This window comes from Kutzneria sp. 744, from assembly GCF_000568255.1.
Taxonomy (GTDB): Bacteria; Actinomycetota; Actinomycetes; order Mycobacteriales; family Pseudonocardiaceae; genus Kutzneria.
The window spans coordinates 4,330,046-4,351,159 of record NZ_KK037166.1; the positions used below are offsets into that span (position 1 = coordinate 4,330,046).

At 70.0% G+C, this 21,114-nt stretch carries 19 protein-coding genes; 8 read left to right on the forward strand and 11 right to left on the reverse strand.

What is annotated here, in order from left to right:
• Positions 1-5: 5 nt before the first annotated feature.
• Together glpK (KUTG_RS19495) and KUTG_RS19500 are read right to left on the reverse strand one after the other, a co-directional pair.
• Complete coding sequence (gene glpK / locus KUTG_RS19495) at positions 6-1,517, reverse strand: glycerol kinase GlpK (protein WP_043718666.1); 1,512 nt, start codon at positions 1,515-1,517, stop codon at positions 6-8.
• A gap of 17 nt (positions 1,518-1,534) precedes the next feature.
• Positions 1,535-2,287 (reverse strand): MIP/aquaporin family protein, encoded by a 753-nt coding sequence (locus KUTG_RS19500; protein WP_043729925.1) that lies wholly within the window; start codon positions 2,285-2,287, stop codon positions 1,535-1,537.
• A 240-nt stretch (positions 2,288-2,527) separates the two neighbouring features.
• Here KUTG_RS19500 and KUTG_RS19505 point away from each other — a divergent pair, with 240 nt between their 5' ends.
• The 3 genes from KUTG_RS19505 to KUTG_RS19515 all read left to right on the forward strand — a co-directional run bounded on the left by KUTG_RS19505 (position 2,528) and on the right by KUTG_RS19515 (position 6,018).
• Positions 2,528-3,277, forward strand: a complete 750-nt coding sequence (locus tag KUTG_RS19505) for an IclR family transcriptional regulator (RefSeq protein WP_043718668.1) — start codon at positions 2,528-2,530, stop codon at positions 3,275-3,277.
• Between the two features lie 9 nt (positions 3,278-3,286).
• Positions 3,287-4,807, forward strand: coding sequence for a glycerol kinase GlpK (gene glpK / locus KUTG_RS19510; RefSeq protein ID WP_043718673.1), 1,521 nt, complete (start codon positions 3,287-3,289; stop codon positions 4,805-4,807).
• Between the two features lie 68 nt (positions 4,808-4,875).
• Positions 4,876-6,018 (forward strand): hypothetical protein, encoded by a 1,143-nt coding sequence (locus KUTG_RS19515; RefSeq protein WP_157494641.1) that lies wholly within the window; start codon positions 4,876-4,878, stop codon positions 6,016-6,018.
• Here KUTG_RS19515 and KUTG_RS19520 read toward each other — a convergent pair.
• Entirely contained in the window at positions 6,015-6,902 is an 888-nt protein-coding gene (locus tag KUTG_RS19520) for a phosphatase PAP2 family protein (RefSeq protein ID WP_232240861.1), read from the reverse strand. The two genes, KUTG_RS19515 and KUTG_RS19520, sit on opposite strands and share 4 nt — an antisense overlap.
• 216 nt (positions 6,903-7,118) lie before the next feature.
• Here KUTG_RS19520 and KUTG_RS19525 point away from each other — a divergent pair, with 216 nt between their 5' ends.
• A complete protein-coding gene (locus KUTG_RS19525; RefSeq protein WP_043718675.1) occupies positions 7,119-7,577 on the forward strand; it encodes a hypothetical protein in 459 nt (152 codons plus the stop codon).
• 25 nt (positions 7,578-7,602) lie between these two features.
• Here the strand turns inward: KUTG_RS19525 and KUTG_RS19530 are convergent, their stop codons facing one another.
• Complete coding sequence (locus KUTG_RS19530; protein WP_043729930.1) at positions 7,603-8,484, reverse strand: LysR family transcriptional regulator; 882 nt, start codon at positions 8,482-8,484, stop codon at positions 7,603-7,605.
• A gap of 85 nt (positions 8,485-8,569) precedes the next feature.
• Here KUTG_RS19530 and KUTG_RS19535 point away from each other — a divergent pair, with 85 nt between their 5' ends.
• Positions 8,570-9,811, forward strand: a complete 1,242-nt coding sequence (locus KUTG_RS19535) for an aspartate aminotransferase family protein (protein WP_043718677.1) — start codon at positions 8,570-8,572, stop codon at positions 9,809-9,811.
• Positions 9,812-9,995: 184 nt separating this feature from the next.
• On the opposite strand, the gene abc-f is transcribed toward KUTG_RS19535, so the two are convergent.
• The gene (abc-f, locus tag KUTG_RS19540; protein ID WP_043718679.1) at positions 9,996-11,606 is read right to left on the reverse strand and encodes a ribosomal protection-like ABC-F family protein; all 1,611 of its coding nucleotides are present in this window, start codon (positions 11,604-11,606) and stop codon (positions 9,996-9,998) included.
• A gap of 81 nt (positions 11,607-11,687) precedes the next feature.
• Positions 11,688-13,295: an ABC-F family ATP-binding cassette domain-containing protein gene (locus KUTG_RS19545; RefSeq protein WP_043718681.1), complete on the reverse strand. Its 1,608-nt coding sequence runs from the start codon at positions 13,293-13,295 to the stop codon at positions 11,688-11,690.
• 544 nt (positions 13,296-13,839) lie between these two features.
• Between KUTG_RS19545 and KUTG_RS19550 the strand changes: the two genes are divergently transcribed.
• On the forward strand, positions 13,840-14,976 hold the full coding sequence (locus KUTG_RS19550; RefSeq protein ID WP_232240862.1) for an acyl-CoA dehydrogenase family protein: 1,137 nt from the start codon (positions 13,840-13,842) through the stop codon (positions 14,974-14,976).
• A gap of 622 nt (positions 14,977-15,598) precedes the next feature.
• Here KUTG_RS19550 and KUTG_RS19555 read toward each other — a convergent pair.
• From KUTG_RS19555 to KUTG_RS19575, 5 genes are all read right to left on the reverse strand, one after another.
• Positions 15,599-16,279, reverse strand: a complete 681-nt coding sequence (locus tag KUTG_RS19555; RefSeq protein WP_157494642.1) for a hypothetical protein — start codon at positions 16,277-16,279, stop codon at positions 15,599-15,601.
• Entirely contained in the window at positions 16,276-16,881 is a 606-nt protein-coding gene (locus KUTG_RS19560; protein ID WP_043718685.1) for an RNA polymerase sigma factor, read from the reverse strand. Before KUTG_RS19560 ends, KUTG_RS19555 begins: the two co-directional genes overlap by 4 nt.
• A gap of 127 nt (positions 16,882-17,008) precedes the next feature.
• Complete coding sequence (locus KUTG_RS19565) at positions 17,009-17,590, reverse strand: hypothetical protein (RefSeq protein ID WP_052394980.1); 582 nt, start codon at positions 17,588-17,590, stop codon at positions 17,009-17,011.
• A gap of 102 nt (positions 17,591-17,692) precedes the next feature.
• Positions 17,693-18,049 (reverse strand): VOC family protein, encoded by a 357-nt coding sequence (locus KUTG_RS19570; RefSeq protein WP_043718687.1) that lies wholly within the window; start codon positions 18,047-18,049, stop codon positions 17,693-17,695.
• A 10-nt stretch (positions 18,050-18,059) separates the two neighbouring features.
• Positions 18,060-18,860, reverse strand: coding sequence for a MerR family transcriptional regulator (locus KUTG_RS19575; RefSeq protein ID WP_043718689.1), 801 nt, complete (start codon positions 18,858-18,860; stop codon positions 18,060-18,062).
• 326 nt (positions 18,861-19,186) lie between these two features.
• Between KUTG_RS19575 and KUTG_RS19580 the strand changes: the two genes are divergently transcribed.
• On the forward strand, positions 19,187-19,558 hold the full coding sequence (locus KUTG_RS19580) for a glyoxalase superfamily protein (protein ID WP_043729937.1): 372 nt from the start codon (positions 19,187-19,189) through the stop codon (positions 19,556-19,558).
• A gap of 105 nt (positions 19,559-19,663) precedes the next feature.
• The gene (locus KUTG_RS19585) at positions 19,664-21,064 is read left to right on the forward strand and encodes an SMP-30/gluconolactonase/LRE family protein (RefSeq protein ID WP_052394982.1); all 1,401 of its coding nucleotides are present in this window, start codon (positions 19,664-19,666) and stop codon (positions 21,062-21,064) included.
• Positions 21,065-21,114: the final 50 nt, after the last annotated feature.

The window sequence follows — 21,114 nt, forward strand, 5'->3', positions numbered from 1 at the left end:
ATCATTCAGCGCACGTCGTCGTCGACCCAGTCGAACGACTTCGTGACCGCCTTGCGCCAGTTGCGGTAAACGCGTTCCCGCTCGGACGAGTCCAGCGCGGGCGTCCACCGCTTGTCCTCGGCCCAGTTGGCCCGCAGCTCGTCCTCGCCGCCCCAGTAGCCGACCGCGAGCCCGGCGGCGTAGGCCGCGCCGAGCGCCGTCGTCTCGGCGACCTTGGGCCGCACCACCGGAACGTCGAGGATGTCGGCCTGGAACTGCATGAGCAGTTCGTTGACGACCATGCCGCCGTCGACCTTCAGCTCGGTCAGGGCCACGCCGGAGTCGGCGTTCATGGCGTCGAGCACCTCGCGCGTCTGGAAAGCAGTAGCCTCCAGCACCGCGCGGGCCAGATGTCCCTTGCTGACGAAGCGGGTCAGGCCGACCAGCGCGCCGCGAGCGTCGGAACGCCAGTACGGGGCGAAAAGGCCCGAGAAGGCCGGCACAAAATAGGCGCCGCCGTTGTCCTCGACGCTGCGGGCCAGGCCCTCGATCTCCGAGGCGGAGCCGATGATGCCGAGATTGTCCCGCAGCCACTGCACGAGCGAGCCGGTGACGGCGATCGAGCCCTCCAGCGCGTACACCGCGTCCTGCGAGCCGATCTTGTAGCAGACGGTGGTGAGCAGACCGTTGCGGCTGGCCACCTTCTCGGTGCCGGTGTTGAGCAGCATGAAGTTGCCGGTGCCATAGGTGTTCTTGGCCGTGCCGACGTCGAAGCAGGCCTGGCCGAAGGTCGCCGCCTGCTGGTCGCCCAGGATGCCGGTGATCGGCACGCCGTTGAGCACACCGACGCCGACCCCGTAGTGCTCGGAGGAGGAACGGATCTCGGGCAGCATGGACAGCGGAATGCCCATCTCCGCGGCGATCTCGGCGTCCCAGTTCAGCGTGTCCAGGTCCATCAGCATGGTCCGGGACGCGTTGGTCACGTCGGTGACGTGCACGCCGCCGTTCGGGCCGCCGGTGAGGTTCCACAGCGTCCACGTGTCGGTGTTGCCGAACAGCAGGTCGCCGTTCTCGGCCTTGGCCCGGGCGCCCTCGACGTTGTCGAGGATCCAGCGCACCTTGGGGCCGGAGAAGTAGGTGGCCAGCGGCAGGCCGACCTTGGCCTTGTACCGGTCGGCCCCGCCGCCCAACGCGCCGAGCGAGTCCACAATGGACTGGGTGCGGGTGTCCTGCCAGACGATGGCGTTGTACACCGGCTCGCCGGTGTGCCGGTCCCAGACCACCGCGGTCTCGCGTTGGTTGGTGATGCCGACGGCGGCCAGGTCGCCGATGTTCAGGTCGGCCTTGGCCAGCGCCTGGCCGACGACGTAGCGGGTGTTGGCGGTGATCTCGACCGGGTTGTGCTCGACCCAGCCGGCCCGCGGCAGGATCTGCTCGTGTTCCTTCTGCCCCACCGAGACGATGGCGCCGGCGTGGTCGAACACGATCGCGCGCGTGCTGGTCGTGCCCTGGTCGATGGCGAGAATGTGCTGTGCCATAACGGATGCCCTTCCGATCAGAACGCGACGTGGGAGACGAGACCGGCGATGACACCGCCGACGAGGGGGCCGACGACCGGCACCCAGGCGTAACCCCAGTCGGAGTTCTTGGGCTCCGTGGACCGGGGTTCTCCCTTGTAGCGCAAGGGAAGGATGGCATGCGCGATGCGCGGCCCGAGGTCACGGGCGGGGTTGATGGCGTAGCCGGTGGGGCCGCCCAGGGAGGCGCCGATGCCGACCACCAGCATGGACACGGCCAGCGGGCCGAGGCCCGAGGGCGTCTTGCCGAACGACAGCACCACGAAGACCAGCACGAACGTGCCGAGGATCTCGGTGACCAGGTTCCAGCCGAAGCTGCGGATCGCCGGGCCGGTGGAGAACACGGCCAGCTTCTTGCCCTCGTCGGGCTCCTCGTCGAAGTGCTTCTTGTACGCCAGGAAGCACAGGCAGGCACCGATGAAGGCCCCGACCAGTTCCCCGGCCAGATAGACCAGCGTCGAGCCCAGCGACACCGCGACACCGGGGGCGTACGTGCTCGCCCCACTGGTCAGGATGCCGATGGTGACGGCCGGGTTGAGATGCGCGCCCGACTTGAACGCGACGTACACGCCGGCCATCACGGCCAGGCCCCACCCGAAGTTGATCAGCAGCCAGCCGCCGTCGAAGCCCTTGGACTTCACCAGCAGCACGTTGGCCACCACACCGGCGCCGAGCAAGATCAGCAAACCGGTGCCGAGCACCTCGCTGAGGAACACCGCTCCTAGAGCCACCCACTTCTCCATTCATCGTTGAACGGCCACCCACCCCCAGTGAGTGAGGGGAACGTAAGCAGCGGTGATCCGGCCCTCAACGGGCAGCGGTCGACAATGTCGAACGGTGGCTCACACCACAGAGTGGTCGTCCGATTACTATCCGACGATCTCGCGGCTGGATGCGTCCCCGACCGTGTCCCGTCGCACCTCCGGGCGTTCGACATTGCCGACAACGTGCTCGTTTGATTAGCTGACGCCGTGCCCGGCCCCATCCAGTCCATCGAGCGTGCCGCCGCCATGCTGCGGCTGCTGGCGCGCGGCTCCGGCCAGTACGGGCTGGCCGAGATCGCCGCCTCGCTCGGCCTGCCCAAGGGCACCGCGCACGGCATCCTGCGCACCCTGCAACGGGTCGAATTCGTCGAACAGGACCAGGAATCCGGCCGCTACCGCCTCGGCGCCGCGCTGCTGCACCTGGGGACCAGCTATCTCGACGCGAACGAATTGCGCTCACGCTCGCTGAACTGGGCCGACGCGCTGGCCGCGCGCAGCGGCCAGGAAGTGCGCATCGGGGTGCACCACGACGGGGCGGTGCTCGTCGTGCACCACGTCTTCCGACCCGATGACACCATGCAGACGTTGGGTGTGGGCGCGATGCTTCCGTTGCACGCCACCGCCTTCGGCAAGGTGCTACTCGCCTACGACGCGTCGCTGAGCCGCGATCGCGAGCTCACCTCGCTGACCCGGCGCACGATCGTCTCCCCGCAGGCGTTGGAGCGGGTGTTGACCCAGGTGCGGGCCAGCGGCTGGGCCAGCGAGGCCGAGGAGTGCATGCCGGGCGAGGCCAGCATCGCCGCGCCGATCCGCGCGTTCGGCGGCCTGGTCGTCGGCGCGATCGGCGTTTCCGGTGCGGTGGACCGGATCTGCGATCCGGCCAGCCGGCCCAAGCCGAGCCTGGTGAGTCAGGTGGCCAGCGCGGCCGAGGCCGTGTCCCGGGCGTTGACCGACTGAGCGGGGATCATGGCGCAACGGTATGTGATGGCGATCGACCAGGGCACCACCTCCACCCGGTGCATCCTGTTCGACCAGAGCGCCCGGCTGGTCTCGGTCGTGCAGCGGGAACACCGCCAGTACCATCCGCGGCCGGGCTGGGTGGAGCAGGACGCCGTCGAGATCTGGCGCAACGTGGACCGGATCCTGCCGCAGACGCTGCGGGACGGCGGCGTCGGCGCGGACCAGGTGGTGGCGCTGGGCATCACCAACCAGCGCGAGACCGCCGTGGTGTGGGACCGAAACACCGGCGTGCCCGTCGGGCGGGCCATCGTGTGGGAGGACATCCGGACCGAGGAGCTGGTCGGCGAGCTGACCGCCCGCCCGGACAGCGCCGGCATTCGCGACCGCTGCGGCCTGCCGCTGGCGACGTACTTCTCCGCCCCCAAACTGAAATGGCTGCTGGACAACACTCCGGGGCTGCGGGAGCGGGCCGCGCGCGGCGAGCTCCTGTTCGGCACCATCGACACCTGGCTGATCTGGAATCTCACCGGCGGCGTGAGCGGCGGCCTGCACGTCACCGACGTCACCAATGCCAGCCGCACCATGCTGATGAACATCACCACGCAGGCGTGGGACGACGAGCTGCTGTCCTTTTTCGACATTCCCGCGTCCATGCTGCCGGAAATCCGCGCGTCCACGGAGATCCATGGCAAGACCACCCGCGTGGTTCCCGGTATCACGATCGCCGCCGCGCTCGGAGACCAGCACGCCGCGCTGTTCGGGCAGACGTGTTTCGCCAAGGGCGAGACCAAGTGCACCTACGGCACCGGCAGCTTCCTGTTGATGAACACCGGCGACACGCTCGTGAAGTCCGAGCACGGGTTGCTGACCACCATCGGCTATCAGCTCGGCGGCGAGCCCGCGACCTATGCCCTGGAGGGGTCGATCGCCGTCACGGGTTCGCTCGTGCAGTGGTTCCGGGACAAGCTCGGGTTGATCCAGAGCGCCCCGGAGATCGAGACGCTGGCCCGGACCGTGACCGACAACGGCGGCTGCTACATCGTGCCGGCGTTCTCGGGCCTCTTTGCGCCGCATTGGCACAGCGAGGCACGGGGCATCATCGTCGGCCTCACTTCGTACATCTCCAAGGGACATCTGGCCCGCGCGGTGCTGGAAGCCACGGCGTGGCAGACGCGTGAGGTCGTCGACGCGATGGCCGCCGAGTTGGGCGTGTCGTCCAAGGCGCTGAAGGTGGACGGCGGCATGACCGCCGATCACCTGTTGATGCAGACCATCGCCGACGTGCTGGATGTTCCCGTGCTGCGGCCCATGGTGGCCGAGACCGTGTCGCTCGGCGCCGCCTACGCAGCCGGTCTGGCCGTCGGCTACTGGCCTGATCTGGAGGGCTTGCGCCGGAACTGGCATCTCGCGGCGCGCTGGACTCCACAGTGGAATGCCGACGACCGGGACGCCGAGTACGCCAACTGGAAGCGGGCCGTCGAACTTACGTTCGGATGGGCGAAGCCGAGGCGTCCGCGCGGACGCTAGGGTGACCTTCAGGGGATTCGGGGGCAGCGGACGCCGTGGTGGCGTCACCCCGGATCAGGTGGGGTCAGATGTCGAAACGTGCTGTGCTGCTTGCGGTTCTGACGGCCGTGACCGCGATCGTGACGGTGGCCGCGCCGGCCGGCGCCGCGACTCCGGCCACCAGGTTCACCGCCGTGACACCGCAGCGGGTGTTGGACACCCGGGACGGCACCGGGGTCGGCGTCGAAGGCGATCACCTGGTGTTGGACCTGTCCGGCTCGGTGCCGGCCGGGACGGCCGCCGTGGTCTTGAACCTGACCGGCGTCGAGGCGAACGTGGACAGCTTCGTGACGGTGTGGCCCGACGGGCAGCAGCGGCCGAGCACCTCGAACCTGAACGTGTCGCAGCGGCAGACCGCGGCCAACCTGACCACGGTCTCGTTGCCGGACAACCGAAAGCTCGACATCGCCGTGCGCGGCGATCTCGGCGTGGTCGCCGATCTCCAGGGCTACTACGCCGGCAACGGCTCGGGCTATGTCGGGCATTCGCCCCAGCGGGTGATGGACACCCGCACCGGCCGCGGCCCCCTCGGCCCGCACGAGTCCACCGTGCTGGACCTGTCTTCCGTGCTGCCGCCGACCGCGACCGCCGTCGTGTTCAACCTGACCGCCACCAACACCACCGCCCCGACCTTCGTCACCGCGTGGCCCGACGGCGTCGCCCAGCCGGCCGCGAGCTCCTTGAACCTGGCCCCCGGCTGGACACGGGCCAACCTGGTCACCGTCGCCGTGCCGCCCAGCCGCAAGATCGACCTGTACAACCATCTCGGCTCCGTCGACCTCATCGCCGACGTGTCCGGCTTCTACGTCAGCGACGCCGGCGACTGGTTCTTTCCCGGCGTGCCGCAGCGGGTCGTCGACACCCGGGACAGCCACCCCGTCGGCCCGGGCGGCGTGCTGGCCGTCGACGTCAGCCCGCAGACCGTGCTCAGCGCCGACGCCGTCGCCGTGAACATCACCGCCACCGACGCCACCACCTCGACGTTTCTCACGGCGTGGCCGGGTGATTCCACCCGGCCCGACGCGTCGACGCTGAACCTGGGCGCCGGCGAGACGGTGCCGAACATGGCGATCGTGAGCCTGTGGCAGCGGTCGTTCTCGGTGTCCAACCTGGCCGGCTCGGTCGACGTGGTCGTCGACATCGCCGGCTACTTCTCGGCCAACCGGCCCTAGCCGATCTCCAACCGCCGCCAGCTCCACAGAAACACCAGCGCGGCGACGATCGACCCGGCCGAGGCCAACGACTGCGCGGACAGGTAGATGATCCACGTGTCGTCCCGCAGGGCACTGTCCAGGCCGTCACGGGCCAACAGCACGACGGTGAAGAACACGCCGAAGGCCAGGAAGAACACGCCGACAAGCGCGGTGAACGTGACGATGAGGACCCGGGGGATGCGGCGCTTGCCGTCGTGACGGGAGACCAAACCCCGCCCGGCGAGCCACCAGGAGGCGAGGCAGCCGAGAGCGAGGGCGATGGCGTCGGCGGCGAGGGTGTCGGAGAGGCGGTGCCACTTGGCGGTGACGGTGTAGGCGCCGATGCCGACGGCCCAGGACAGGACGAAGAACAGCGCGACCCCACGCCATCGGTAGGGCACGACGATCAAGGCGGCGAACAGCACGGTCATGGCGATGGTGGTGTGGCCGCTGGGCAGGCTGTTGTCGGCGTAGTGGCCGGTGAGGGAGACCAGGGGCGGCCGGGGCAGGACGTAGCGCTTGAGGCCCTGGGTGATGATCTGGCCGGCGACGATGACGCCGACGGCGGCCAGCGCGAGCTCCCAACGGCGGCGCAGCAGGCCGATGGCGGCGATGAGGACCACGGCGGCGGCCAGGGAGTAGACGGTGATCTGGTCCAAGCCCTGGCTGGCGTTGCCGGCCTCGCTGGCGCCGACCTGGTCGGCGCCGCGCAGAGCGGCGTTCTCCAGCTCCTGGCCGACGGGCGTGAGCACGGCGAGCACGTAGACGAGGACGGCGACGACACCGCTGCCGATGGCCACGTGCAGCCAGCGACGGGCGGGCACGTCCTGACGGTCCTGGGTCAAGGACTCCGACTGAAGCACAGGCGGCATGCTATCCACAGTGGACCGGGGGGCGGTGGCCTGCGGAAATCCGGCCAGCACCGTCCGGTCAAGGCCCACTCTCCGCCAGTGACGCCCACACGGGAAGTGAACCCCTTTCACGATTACTGTGCGAAATGGTCTAAGGTGAGCCGCCGTGGAGATCACCCACTTGCGCCACTCGGTTCCCCCGACCGGGCTCACGGAGGTGTACCGGCCATGACCAACCGCCAGAAACGCACCGTGATCATCACTGCCGCGATTCTGGGGCTGTTCTGCCTCGGCATGGTGCTCTGGGCCGTCACCCGCTCGCCCGATCCGGTCGCGGAGCCGGTGCCGTACCCCACCACCTCGGCGGCCAGCGCGACCTCGACGACACCGAGCTCCACCACTGCGACCACGACGTCGGCGCCTCCGACGACGACCACGACAACGACCACCACCAAGGCGCCGGCCGCCCCGCCGAAGACCACGGCGAAGCCGCCGGCCGCTCCCCCACCCCCGGCGACCACGCACAACGCCCTCTGCCAAGCCGGCGAATGGCAGCGCGACACGGCCTACGACAGCGGGGCATTGGTCCAGCACAACGGGTCCGAGTGGTACGCCCACTCGTGGAACTACAACGCGGAACCCGGCGCCAACGCCGAGAACGCGTGGATCCGCGCCATCCAGTGCTGACCGGCAGCCGGTCAACGCCACCGGCCTAGTCCGTCGGCAAAGGCTGTTCCTGCAAGGCATTGAGCACGAGGTTGACGGCCGCCCGGCGGGGCGAGCCCCGCCGCACGACCGCCGCGATGGTGCGGGTGACGGGAACGGCGAGCTCACGGGTGACGACGCGGTAGCGGCGATCGACGGCGAGGCCGGGCAGCAGTGCGATGGACAGCCCGGCCTCGACGTGTTGCAGCGTCATGAGGTAGTTGCTGAACCGGCACACCACCCGAGGCTCGAAGCCCGACTCGCGGCACAGCCGGAGGGTCAGATTCGCCATGTACGACTGGGGAATGTCGAGCGCCCACGGCTCGGCGGCGTAGTCGGAGAGGACGGCGGGGCCGCGCGGGACGTTGCGGTCGGGCGAGGCGACGAGCACGACGGGATCGGCAGCCAAGGGCACTATGTCGAGGTCGGGGCCCAGCGGCAGCTCGACGAAGTCGGTGGTCGTGATGATCACGTCGGCGTCGCCGCCGCGCAGGGCGGGAATGGACTCGTGCGGCTCCAACTCCAGCAGCTCGACGTCGAGCTGCGGATATCGCTGCACGGCGGGCACGGCGAGGGTGTGGATGGCGCTCTGGAAGGCCCCGAGCCGGACCAGGCCGGCCGGCTCGTCGTGCAGGCCGCGCAGCTCGGCCTCGACGGTGTCCATGTGGTCGAGGATCGCCCGCGCCCGCCGGGCCAGCAGCTGGCCGGCGGGCGTGAGGCGAACCCGCCGGCCGGTGCGTTCCAGCAGCTGGGTGCGGGTTTCCGTCTCCAGCACGGCGAGCTGCTGGGACACGCTGGAGGCCGACAGGTTGGCGTCCAGGGCGACCGCGCGGATGGTGCCCAGGGTGTCGAGCCGGCTCAGCAGCCGCAGCCGCCACGGGTTCAGCATGCCGCCCATTGTGCGGCTCAGCCGTACAACCAAGCCAGAATTGTGAGCTGGACGTGTCGCTCGCACGCCTCCTACCGTCGAGGGCATGGCCGACTTCTGGACAGACGCCGACAAGCACCTCGTCCGCTACGCGGGTCGGGCCGACTTCACCCGCGAGATCATCGCCCGCGCCGAGGGCAGCTACGTGTTCACCGAGGACGGCCGCAAGATCCTGGACTTCACGTCCGGGCAGATGAGCGCCATCCTCGGCCACTCTCACCCGGAGATCGTGGCCACCGTGCACCGCCAGGCAGCGACGCTCGACCACCTGTTCAGCGGCATGCTCAGCCGCCCGGTCGTGGACCTGGCCCGCCGCCTCGCCGAGACCCTGCCGGCCCCGCTGGAGAAGGTCCTGCTGCTGACCACCGGGGCCGAGTCGAACGAGGCCGCGATCCGGATGGCCAAGCTGGTCACCGGCGGCCACGAGATCGTGTCCTTCGTCCGCTCCTGGCACGGCATGACCCAGGCCGCCGCCGGCGCCACCTACAGCGCCGGCCGCAAGGGCTACGGCCCGGCCGCGCCCGGCAACTTCGCCCTTCCGGTGCCGGGCGCGGACTGGCATCAGCAGCTGGACCTCGGCTTCGAGATGATCGACGCCCAGTCGACCGGCAACCTCGCGGCCTGCATCGTGGAGCCGATCCTCAGCTCCGGCGGCGTGATCGAGCCGCCGCTCGGCTATTTCGCCGCCCTGCACCAGAAGTGTCGCGAGCGGGGCATGCTGCTCATCCTCGACGAAGCCCAGACCGGCTTGTGCCGCACCGGTTCCTGGTACGCGTTCGAGCGGGACGGCATCGTGCCGGACATCCTCACCCTGTCCAAGACGCTCGGCGCCGGCCTGCCCCTGGCCGCGGTCGTGACCACCGCGGAGATCGAGCAGGAGGCCCATGATCGCGGCTACCTGTTCTTCACCACCCACGTCTCCGACCCACTGCCCGCCGCCGTGGGCAACACCGTCCTGGACGTCCTCGTCCGCGACCGCCTCGACGAACGGGCCCGACAGCTCGGCGCCGTCCTCCGTCAAGGCCTGAAGGAGATCGCCGCTTCGCACGAGGTCGTCACCGACGTTCGCGGCCGCGGCCTGCTGGCCGGCCTGGAGTTGATCTCCGACGACCTGGGTCAGCGTGTCACCCGCCGCTGCCTGGAACTGGGGCTGCACATGAACATCGTGCAGCTGCCGGGCATGGGCGGCGTCTTCCGCATCGCCCCCGCCCTGACCGCCTCCGACGAGGACATCGCGCTGGGTCTGTCCATCCTCGACCAAGCCATCGGCGACGCGGTCAAGGCGTGATCACCGTGACGAAGGCGGCCGGGACGAGCTGACGTACTGGCCCGGCCGTGGGCGATGAGGACCGCCCACCACAGCAGCACGACGACCTCGAACCACACCGCCCGGACGCCGGCGGCTAGCGCGCCCCGGTCCCGAGTTGGCGGCTAGCGGCCCAGGGGCGCTCGACACGCCCCCAGGCCGCCTTTCAGGCCGCCACGCACAGCGGCCGGCCCTCGCGCAGCGGCAGTTCCCCGCCCCGCCAACGGTTGCGCAGCAGCCGGTCGTGCGAGACGACGACAACCGCGCCGGAGTAGTCGGCCAGCGCGGCCTCCATCTCCTCCACCAGCGTCAGCGACAGGTGGTTGGTCGGCTCGTCCAGCAGCAGCACATCCACCTCCTGCACCAACAACCGCGCGAGCGCCAGCCGGCGCTGCTGCCCGATGGACAGCGAGCCCACCGGCGTGCGCAGGTCGGACTCGGCGAACAGGCCCAGCGACATCAGCCGCTCCGCGTGCTCGTCGGCGGTGCCGACCCGGCCCTGGGCGAACGTGGCCAGCACGCCGCGTTCCGGGTGCCGGACCGTGTTCTCCTGTGGCAGGTAGCCGATCCGGCCGTTGCGGGTCACCGTGCCGGCGTCCGGTCGCAGCTCGCCGGACAGCACGGCCAGCAGCGTGGACTTGCCCGCCCCGTTCGGCCCGGAGACGAACAGCCGCTCACCGGCCGACACCGTGAGGTGGTCGACCGCCAGCCGGCCGGCGACGCTGACGTCGGACAGCTCGATCACCGTGCCCTCGGCCGCGCCGCCGGACAGCGGTGCGTTGAGCCGCAACGGATCCGGTGGCTTCGGCACCGGCTCGGCCCGCAGTCGGTCGAGGCGTTCGGCCGCGCTGCGCACCCGCGTGTAGATGCTGGCCTGCACCCGCTGGCCGTCCCCGTTGTACTTGCACTTGTTGTGGTCCTTCATCGCACGGCCGGGTGCGACGCGATACGCCGTGGTCGCGCCCCACTGCGTCCAGTGCTCGATCTCCCCGGCCCACTCGGCGTACTGCTGCTCCCAGCGCTGCCGGGCGGCCCGCTTCTCGTCGAGGTAGCCGGCGTATCCGTTGCCGTAGCGGGTGATCGCACGGCGGTCGCCGTCCACCTCGATGATCGCGGTGGCCACCCGTTCCAGCAGCAGCCGGTCATGAGTGACCACGACCAGCGTGCCCCGGTGGGCCCGCAGCCGGTCCTCCAGCCAGCTCAGCGCCTGCGCGTCGAGATGGTTGGTGGGCTCGTCGAGCAGCAGCAGCTCCGGCTCGGACGACAGCACGCCGGCCAGCGCCAGCCGGGCCTGCTGGCCACCCGATATCGTCCCCAGTGGACGGTCGCGGTCGAGATGGCCGATGCCCAGCGCGGACATCGCCGCCGCCACCTTGGCGTCGGCCCGGTAGCCGTCGCGGATCTCCAGCGCCGTGAGCAGATCCCCGTACGCCGCGAGGCCACCCTCATCCAGGGTCTGCTCGGCCTCGTGGATTTTCCTTTGCAGTTCTCGGATCTCGACCAGGGCGGCGTCGATCGCGTCGCCGACGGTGGCCGTCGGCGACAGGTCGAGCACCTGCCCGAGGTGTCCGATCCCGCCCGGCGCCTCGACGATGACCTCCCCGTCGTCCGGCCGCTCCTGGCCGGCGATCAGCCGGAGCAGCGTGGACTTGCCGGATCCGTTGTCGCCGACGACACCCACGCGTTCGCCCGGGCGGACCGTCGCGGAGACGGTGTCGAGCACTCGCCGGTGGGCAAAGGACTTGCTGACGTTCCGAATGGTGAGCTGAGCTGACAAGGGGGCCTCCTGAGTTCGATGTGGACGGTCGGACGTGGCCTGCGACGCGTGATCACCGCACGGCCCTCCTTCTCTCAGGTGTTATGCGACCTTGCCGTCGGCGAGCACCAGTTCGGCGCCCTGCCATGTCTTGCGCAGCCACCGGTCGTGCGACGCGATGACCACCGCTCCTGGCGCCGACCGCAGCGCCTGCTCCAGTTCCTCGGCCAGGCCGAGGGACAGGTGGTTGGTCGGCTCGTCCAGCAGCAGCACCTCCGGCGGCCGGGCGATCAGCACCGCCAGCGCCAGCCGCCGCCGCTGCCCGATCGACAGCTGCCCCACCGGCCGGTCCAGATCCCTCCCGGCCAGCAAACCCAGCTGGGACAACGCGACCGCTTGCTCGCCGGCCGCCGCGTAGATCTGGCGCGGCGTCTTCGTCTGGTCAGCGAAGGCAACGTCCTGCTCCAGCAGGCCGATCCTCACGCCACGGGCCCGGTGCACCACGCCGTTGGCCGGAGTCAGCTTGCCCGCCAACACCTTCAGCAGCGTGGACTTGCCGGCCCCGTTGCCGCCCCGCACCATCAGCCGGGCCGAGGTCGTGACGTCCAACTCGTCCAGCTGCAGCCGACCCGGCAGCTGCACGTGTCGTAGCGACACGGCCAGCTGGTCCGGCAGTGTCTTGCCGGTCAGGTCGGCCTTGAACCGCAACGGTTGTGGCGGCCGGCGGACCTGCGCCCTGGTCAGCTCGTCCAGCCGCTGCTGGGCGTTGCGGACCCGGCGGGAGATCTGCTTCTGCACCCGCCCGCCGTGCCGGTCGTAGGCGGCCTTGTTGTTGTCCTTCATCGCCCGGTGGTGGTTCACCTGGCGCGCGGTGACGTTCACCGATTCCTTGAGCTCGGCCAGCTCCGTCTGCTCCTCGTCGTACTGCTGCTCCCAGCGGGCCCGCTCGGCCCGCTTGGCCGCCAGGTAGTCGGTGTAGGCGCCGCCGAAGCGGGTCGCCCCGCCGCGGGCCGGGTCCAGGTCGAGGATGTCCGTGCACACCGCGTCCAGGAAGACACGATCGTGCGAGGCCACCACCACCGTGCCCGGCAGCTTGGTCAGCTGCTGCTCCAGGAACGTCACCGCCTCGTCGTCGAGGTGGTTGGTCGGCTCGTCCAGCAGCATCGCCCGGGGCTGCCGGATCAGCAGCGCGGCCAGGCCCAGCCGGGACCGCTGCCCGCCGGAGAACCGCGCCAGCCGCCGGCTCGGGTCCACTTCGGACAGTCCGAGCCCGGCCAGCACCAGCTCCGCGCGGCGGTCCGCGTCCCACAGGTCGTGGTCCTGCGCCCACTCCAGCACATCGCCGTACTCGGCCAGGACTTCGTCGTCCTCGGGGTCGCGGGTCATCCGCGCACCCAGCTCGTCCAGCCGCCGCCGGGCCGCCCTGATGTCGGCCAGCGCGTCGTCGATGACGTGCCGGACCGTGTCGTCCGGGCCGAAAGGCAGTTCCTGCAACAGGAATCCGCAGTCCTGCGGCCGGCTGACCGTGCCGGCGTCGGGCTCTTCGTCGCCCGCGAGCAGGCGCAGCAGGGTGGACTTGCCCACGCCGTTGTCGCCGACCAGGCCGAGCCGCTGGCCCGGGGACGCCGTCAGTCCGACGCCGTCGAGAACGCGCCGGTCGCCATAGGTTTTGACCAGGTCATGGGCGTGCAGAAAGGGAATATTTGACATGCGACACCTACCGCGGAAGGAACGGGATGCGGAAAGCCCGCCGGGCCGTCGGCGACTCTCAGGTCGCGGGCCGCGGACGCGGGCTGGGTGCGAAGTCAGTAAACCATGATGGCCACAGTCTGGCAGCGAAGCTCCTAGGCGTCAACAGTTTGTGTCGGAGCCGGCCTCGACTTCGGCTCTCAGCAGCCGTTGAGCATGGTGGTCAGCGCCGTCTTGGCCGCGTCGTCGTAGGGGCTGAACCACTTGCCCGCCATGGCCGCGCAGGCACTGTTGGTGGTCACGCCCGTGCCGTCCGCTTGAGCACGGTTTCGCGGGTGTCGTAGGTGCCCGGCGGTCGCGCAGGTCACCAGGGCGAGGGATAACGGGCGGCCGTTCTAGGCCATGGTCAGGTCGCTGCTCAACACGTGTGACCGTGCCTGTTGTCAGTTTTCGCCGCTCGTCTGCCTCGCAGTCACCCTGTTGTCGCAGCGTCTTGGTTGCCGTTCGCCGCGTCTTCTGCGGATTCAGCTGGTATGCATACGAAGGTGGACAGACTGCCGGGAAAGTGGACGCCGTGATCACCGCCGGGCATCCCTTCGCGCCGCCCGCGCACGAGCAGGCGTGGATCGACACCGCCGTCGAGCTGGCCGCCTCGTTCACCGAGACCGCCGGCGCCTATGACGAGAGCGGTGAGCTGCCGCTGGCCAATCTCCAGGCCCTGCACCGCAGCGGGCTCGACACCGCCCTGCTGCCCGTCGAGTACGGCGGGTCGTCCCTGAGCTACCGCAGTTTTGGGCAGATCGTCCGGTTGTTGGGCGCCGCATGCCCGTCCACCGCGTGCATCTGGGTCATGCACATCGGCGCCGCCGCCGGCCTCGTCACCCGCTCCGCTCCCGACGTCGCCCGCTTCTACGCCGCCGAGCTGATCGCCGGCCGCCGCTTCTGCAACGCCTTGTCCGAGCCCACCGGCGGCAACCTGTTCTTGATGCCTTTGCAGCACGCCCAGCCCGTGCCCGGCGGCTTCGCGCTGACCGGCGCCAAGCGCTTCGCCTCCGGCTGCGAGATCGCCGACCACTTCCTGATCAACGCCCTGGTCGACGATCGGGCCACTTTTTTCGGCCTGGCCGCCGATCCGTCGTCCATGCGGTACATCCCCATCTGGGACACCATGGGCTTGCGGGCCAGCCGCAGCCAGCTCATCGAGTTCACCGGCACCCTGTTGCGTTCGGACCGCCGTTGTCCCCCGTCTTCCGGTCCTCACCCCAACCACATCGGCGCCGGCTTGGCTTTCCTGTCCCTCGGCATCGCCGACGCCGCCCTCGCCGCCTTGGTTTCCCACGCCCGCCGCCGCGTCATCCCCACCACCGGCCGTCCGCTGGCCGACATGCAGTGGCTCCGCTTCGACGCCGCCGACGTCCACTCCCGCCTTGAGGCCGCTGGCATGTACTCCCACCACATGTGTTGGCTGGCCGACCAGAACTCCCCCGAGTTCATCCCCGCCACCATGCGCGCCAAGCAGCTCGCCAACCAGATCGCCGTCGACGCCGCCCAGCTCGCCGTCCGCGTCGGCGGCGCCTCCGCCGGCTACCTGCGCTCGTCCCCCATCGAGCGCCTCTTTCGCGACGCCCAGGCCGGCGGCCTCATGGCCTACTCCGTGGAGGTCTGCAAGGACACCATCGGCGCTTCGCTCCTCGCCGAGTAGCCCGCTCGCCTCTCCGCTTCCGCGTCTCTGCGTCACTGCGTGGAGGTTGGCAGTGCCCGCGCCGGCCGGACACCAGCCAGCATCGGGGCAGGCCAGTGCCCTGCCTCTCTGCCCCGTTTCTCCCAGCCCGTCCGAGAACACCGGCCGCCGGTCCACCATCGTCACCGCCCGGCACGGGCTCTCGGCTTCCTCGCCCGCTTCCCACAGCGCCCGCTCGTCCTGCCTCCACCCTTCGGTGTCGGCAGGGAATTCAGGATTCGCCGACATACTCCAATACTACCCGCCTTTGTGATCCACTTCCGTTACACACCAACCTATATACGATCGTGGCACCCTTCAGACCCGTCGCTGGAAATCGCTTTCCAAAACCCGCGCAACGCTTTCATCACGGAGACCTGTCCCCCACCCTCCGACCCGTCCCAAGCCTTCTGCAAAACGCACGCACCCACCAAACCGATGTCGCGCAACGCACCCCGCTCACCCACCTAGCGCCCCTCCACCCCAACACCGCATGCCGTAGAGAGAATGATTGTTGTGCAGGCGGAGACGGCAACCGCGCGGTGCGGACATCCGACGCACCACCACAACTCAAGAACCGACACCCCACCCAACCCGACCGCCGTTAGTTCCTCAGCGGGGCCTGGATGGTGCGGCCGTTGTTGAGGGTGGCCCGAACGTAGTTGGTGGAGGGCTGGTTGCTGTCTTCGGCGATGTTGTCGCGGACGATGAAGGTGCCGTCGCCGACCACGCCGGGGGAGACGGAGTTGTCGGGGCCGACGAGGTCGATGGTGGCGACGTCGTGGGTGGCGATGCCGAAGTGGATGTGGTCCTTGGCGTAGTTCATGGAGGTGAGGTAGTCGAAGGGGCGGTCGGGGGTGAGCTGGGAGTAGAGGTCGGTGTCCTCGGGGGCGCCGCCGATGAGGCCGGTGCCGTGGCCGTTCTCGATGGTGCAGGCGGCGGCGGTGCGGTTGCTGCGGATGACGAGGAAGCCGAGCTGGGGGGAGAGGTCGAAGCGGGCGCCGGCGCGCCAGGCGGTGGGGTCGGGCAGGTTCTTGCCGCTGCGGACGCATTCGCGGACGAGGGGGGACTGGCCGGAGGCGACCTCGGCGTCGTGGCCGCGGAGCTGGGTGAAGGCGACGGCGACGGCGGCGGCGAGCACGACGACGGAGGCGGCGACGGCGAAGGGGGCGCGCAGGGAGCGGCTCCGGGTGGCGAGCTGGGGCTCGATCTGCTCGGACCAGAGGCGGTCACGCAAGGCGTCGGGCATCTGACGCCGCTCCGGAAGCTCGGGAGTCTCGTTCATCGGCCCTCCTCCTCAAGACCCATGCCGCCCAGCAGGCCACGCAGGCGGCTGCGGGCCCGGGAGACCCGAGCCCGCACACTGACTTCGGCGATGCCGAGCACCTCGGCGGTCTCGGCGGTGGACAGCTCGCCGAGCAGGCAGAGCTCGACGGCCTGGCGCTCGCCCTTGGGCAGCTTGTCGACGGCGTCGAGCACGACCCGGAGCCGGCGGTCGGCGTCGATCTGGGCGGCGACCTCGTCGGCGTGGTCGCGGGCGGTGTCGTTGAGCGGGACCCGGGTCAGCACCCGCGAGAACCGGCCGGCGCGGCGGAACTCGTGGCGGGCCAGGTTGCTGGCCACGGTGTACAGCCACGGCCGCGCGCTGGAGTTGACCAGGGTCATGTCGCCCAGCTTGCGCCACGCGGCGAGAAAGGTCGACGACGTGAGGTCCTCGGCGGTCGACCAGGAGCCGGTCAGCCGGTAGGCGTAGTTCCACACGGCCTCGGCGTGCCGCTGGTACAGCTCGCCGAACGCCGCACGGTCACCGCGTGCCGCGCGCTCCCACAGCGTCTGGTCATCACACGGCGGCGGATCGCCCCAGTCAGGCGTCTCCACCAGTCGCACGTACTCTCCAGCCGTCGTCACACCGGGTATGTTCCCGGCCGGCCCGCCAGCGTTGCGTCAGTTCTCAACCGCATCGCTGCGCGGGACGAGACCCCCGGCCGCCCCCGAAGACGGCCGGGGTCTCATCCTAGCCGCGGAACGGGCCGGAAACGACGCCGCCGTTGGCGAGGGTCACTCGAATGTGGTTCGTGGTGGACGCATTGCTGTTCTCAGCGTCCTTGGCCAGCACGGCGAAGGTGCCGTCCTTGACCACGGCGGCCGCCTCGGACTTGTTCGGGCCCACCAGGGTGACGCCGGTGACGTCGGTGGCGGCGATTCCGAAGTGGACGGACTGGTGCGCGTAGTTCATGGACGTCAGGTAGTCGAACGGGCGCTGGGCGGTGAGCTTGCCGTAGCCGTGGTTGTCGATCACGCCGCCCATCAGGCCGGTGCCCTTGCCGTCCTCGATCACGCACACGGCGGCGTTCTTGTCGTCGCGGATCACGAGGAAGCCGTGGTTGGCGTCGAGGTTGATCCGGGCGCCGGGGCGCCACGAGGCCTTGTTGGCCACGTCGCCGGCGGTGCCGAGGCAGTCCTGAGCGATCTTCGCGTCACCGGTGAGGGGGCTCTGCAGCGCCTGGGAGCCGGCGGCCGGCGCGGGGGTCGAGCCTGGCACGGCGGCGAAGGCCATCGCGCCGCCCACGGCGAACACGCCGAGCGCGGCCGTCATGGCGAGGGGTCATGGTCAGCTTGTTGGTCGTCATGCCCGGTGTGTTCCCGGCCGCCACGACAGCGTTGCGTGATGCGCGTCATGGTGGCGGCGCCCGCCCGGTCAGCCCGAGACGAGGTCGAACTCGTTCCCCTCGGGATCGGTGAGGGTGATCCAGTGCGCGCCGAACTCCTCGAACTCGGCGCCCCTGGTCGCGCCGCACGACACCAGGCGCTCGGCCTCGGCGTCCAGGTCGGACGTCATCAGGTCGAGGTGCAGCCGGTTCTTCGCCGACTTTCCCTCCGGAACCGTGAAGAACATCATCCGAGGCGCGCCGGGCTGCTCGTCCTGGACGCCGACGGAGGCGAAGGTGGCCGATCCGCCGGCGTCGACCTTGCGGTCGGTGACCCGGGCCCAGAACTCGGCCAGCTCGGCGGCGTCGCCGCAGTCGAAGGTGATCGCGTAGACGGTGCTGCTCATCGTGGTGCTCCTAGTGGGTAAGAGAGGCGACGGGCCAGCAGACCTCGGTGCGGTGCCGCGACTCGTCGCCGGTGGTGATCAGATAGGTCTCCCGGATCGGGCCGTCGGCGCCGATCTCGCGCTGGGCCACGTACGTGCCCAGGGCGCTGTAGGTCTGGTCCAGCTCGCCGAACGGCCCCCGGTGCAGGGTGACGGCCAGGTCGGCGGCGGGGAGCTGGACGGCCTCGACGGCGCCGCGGCCGGCGGGATTGCCCCGGACCGGGACGTAGGCCAGCACGTCGCCGATGTCCTCGGCGAAGAACTCCTCGTGGTAGAGGCAGCCGTCCGGGCCGGCCCGGTGCTCGCCCACGGCCGCGTGCAGGCGGTCGAAGGCCTCGGCCCACCACTGCTCGCTGTCGTCCATCGAGATCCGGTCCCTGATGGCCAGGACCGGGACGGCCGGGACCGAGCGGCACTCGACTTCGATGGGCTGCGGCTGCCGCTCCAGCAGCAGCCGCAGCGAGCTCACCGCCGCCTGCGTCCGTTCCAGCTGCCGCTCCACCCGGCGCAGATGGGCGGCGATCAGCTCGTTGCGCGCCGTGACGTCCGGGGCGGCCAGCACCGCCCCGACCTCGTCCAACGGCATGCCCAGGTCCCGGAACCGCCGGATCGCCTGCGCCGTTCCGACCTGGCCCGGCTCGTACAGCCGGTACCCCGTGCCGGGGTCGACCTCGGCCGGCACCAGCAGGCCGAGGTCGTGATAGTGCCGCAGCGCCTTGACGCTGAGATAGGTCATCCGCGAGAAGTCGCCGATGGACAGGAGGACCGCCATGAACGCATCATCGGCCCTCCTGTTACAGGAGGGTCAAGGAGCTACCCGGACGGGTCAGAAGGTCGGGCCGTGCCGCTCGACAACCTCGGCGGTGGCGTCCCGGTCGCCGTAGCGCCGGCTCGTCCGGGTCACCGGGAGTCGGACATGGAGCCGGGCCGGCCCGGGGGCCGGGCCCGGCCGAGCGGAGTTCCGGTGAACGAGAAGGCCTACCAGGGCGGGCCGGACAGTGTGCTCATGCCCGCCTGTTCCCGCTGGTCACGAAGGCGTTGCACGAGCAATGCCATTGAGGACAGAACCTGTCCGCAATGACGCCTAGGGTGGTGTCCATGGAGATCAGAATCGAGCTCGTGATCCTGCCGGTGTCCGATGTGGACCGGGCGCGGGACTTCTACGTCGACAAGATCGGCTTCACCCTCGACCACGACCACACGGTCAGCGACGAGGTGCGCTTCGTGCAGCTGACCCCGCCCGGCTCGGCCTGCTCGATCGCCTTCGGCAAGGGCCTGACCACCGCCGAGCCCGGCACGGTGAAGGGGCTGCAGGCCGTGGTCGACGACGCCGACAAGGTCCGGGCCGAACTGGTCTCGCGCGGCGCGGAGGTCAGCGAGGTGGAGGACCTGGCCTGGGGCCGGTTCGTCCAGTTCGACGACCCGGACGGCAATCACTGGGCGTTGCAGCAGATCGTCAGGCCCAGCTGAGACGTAACACATTGAAACAGGCGATTCGTCGTGTAGACAGGAATCTGTCTCGGCGAGCCGCCACGGCGAGGCGGACCACGAACCCCTGCCAACCGTGGAAGGCCAATGAAGACTCGCCACGTCACCAGACTTCTCGCCGTCGCGGCGGTGCTCGCCGCCGCCGCGACCGGCGCCCCGTCCGCCCAGGCGGCGACCGGAACGATCACGGGCATCGGCGGCAAATGCGTCGACGTCGCCGGCGGCGCCAGCGCCAACGGCACCCGGGTGCAGCTGTGGTCGTGCAACGGCGGCACGGCCCAACAGTGGACCGCCGGCGACGACGGCACGATCCGGGCCCTGGGCAAGTGCCTGGACGTCTCCGGCGCGTCCACCCTCAACGGGGCCAAGGTGCAGATCTACGACTGCAACGGCACCGGCGCACAGCGGTGGACGGCGTCGGGTGGCCAGCTGGTCAACGCCGGCTCGGGCAAGTGCCTCGACGCCACCGGCGTCAGCAGCGCCGACGGCACCCTGTTGCAGATCTGGACCTGCGGCGCCGGCGCCAACCAGCAGTGGACCCTGCCCACCACCGGCACCCCGCCGACCGGTGGCCCCTGCCCGAGCGGCCCCTTCGACAACCCGCTGCCGACGCAGAACCCGACCGCCACGAAGATCAAGGACGGCTACAACTTCCTTGAGGGACCGGTCTGGGACGCCGCCAGCCAAACCCTGCTGCTGACCGACATGCACGACGGATCCGGCGCGCAGAACGTGCAGCCGTCGGACATTCTCCGCTTCACGCCGACCAGCAACACCTTCGCCACCTTCGTCACCAACTCCGGCAGCAACGGCCTTTCCCTGAGCCGGGACGGAAAATCCGTCATCGCCGCCACCCACGACCAGCGCAGCGTGTCCGTCTACGACCTGGCGACCAAGCAGCGCAGCACCCTCGCCGCCAGCTACCAGGGCCACCAGTTCAACTCGCCCAACGACGTCACGGTCGGGGCCGACGGCACCGTGTACTTCACCGACCCCGACTTCCAGCGGGCCGACCGTCCGGACCAGATGTCGGGCCACACCGACGTCTTCCGCGTGCGCAACGGCGTGGTGTCGCTGATCGACGACTCCATCAGCGAGCCCAACGGCATCGAGCTCTCGCCCGACGGCCGCACCCTGTACGTCGGCGGCAACGCCACCGGCAAGATCTACAAGTACCCGGTCAACGCCGACGGCAGCACCGGCGCCCGCAGCGACTTCGTGGCGCTGGGCGGCACCGACGGCGGCACGGTCGACTGCGCCGGCAACGTCTACCAGGCCACCTTCGGCGACGGGAAGATCCACGTCTTCTCCCCCGCCGGCAAGGCTCTGGGCACCATCAGCGCCGGCCAGAACACCACCAACGCCGCCTTCGGCGGTCCCGACGGCCGCACCCTGTACATCACCTCCGGCAGCCCGTCGAGCGGCGGCGACACCGGAAACTACGGCCTGTACAGCATTCGCCTGAACGTCCCGGGCTGGCCGTACTGACCGACCGAGGCGAGTCCCGCTCTGCCGGAAACCGTATTTCGGTGTGCCGG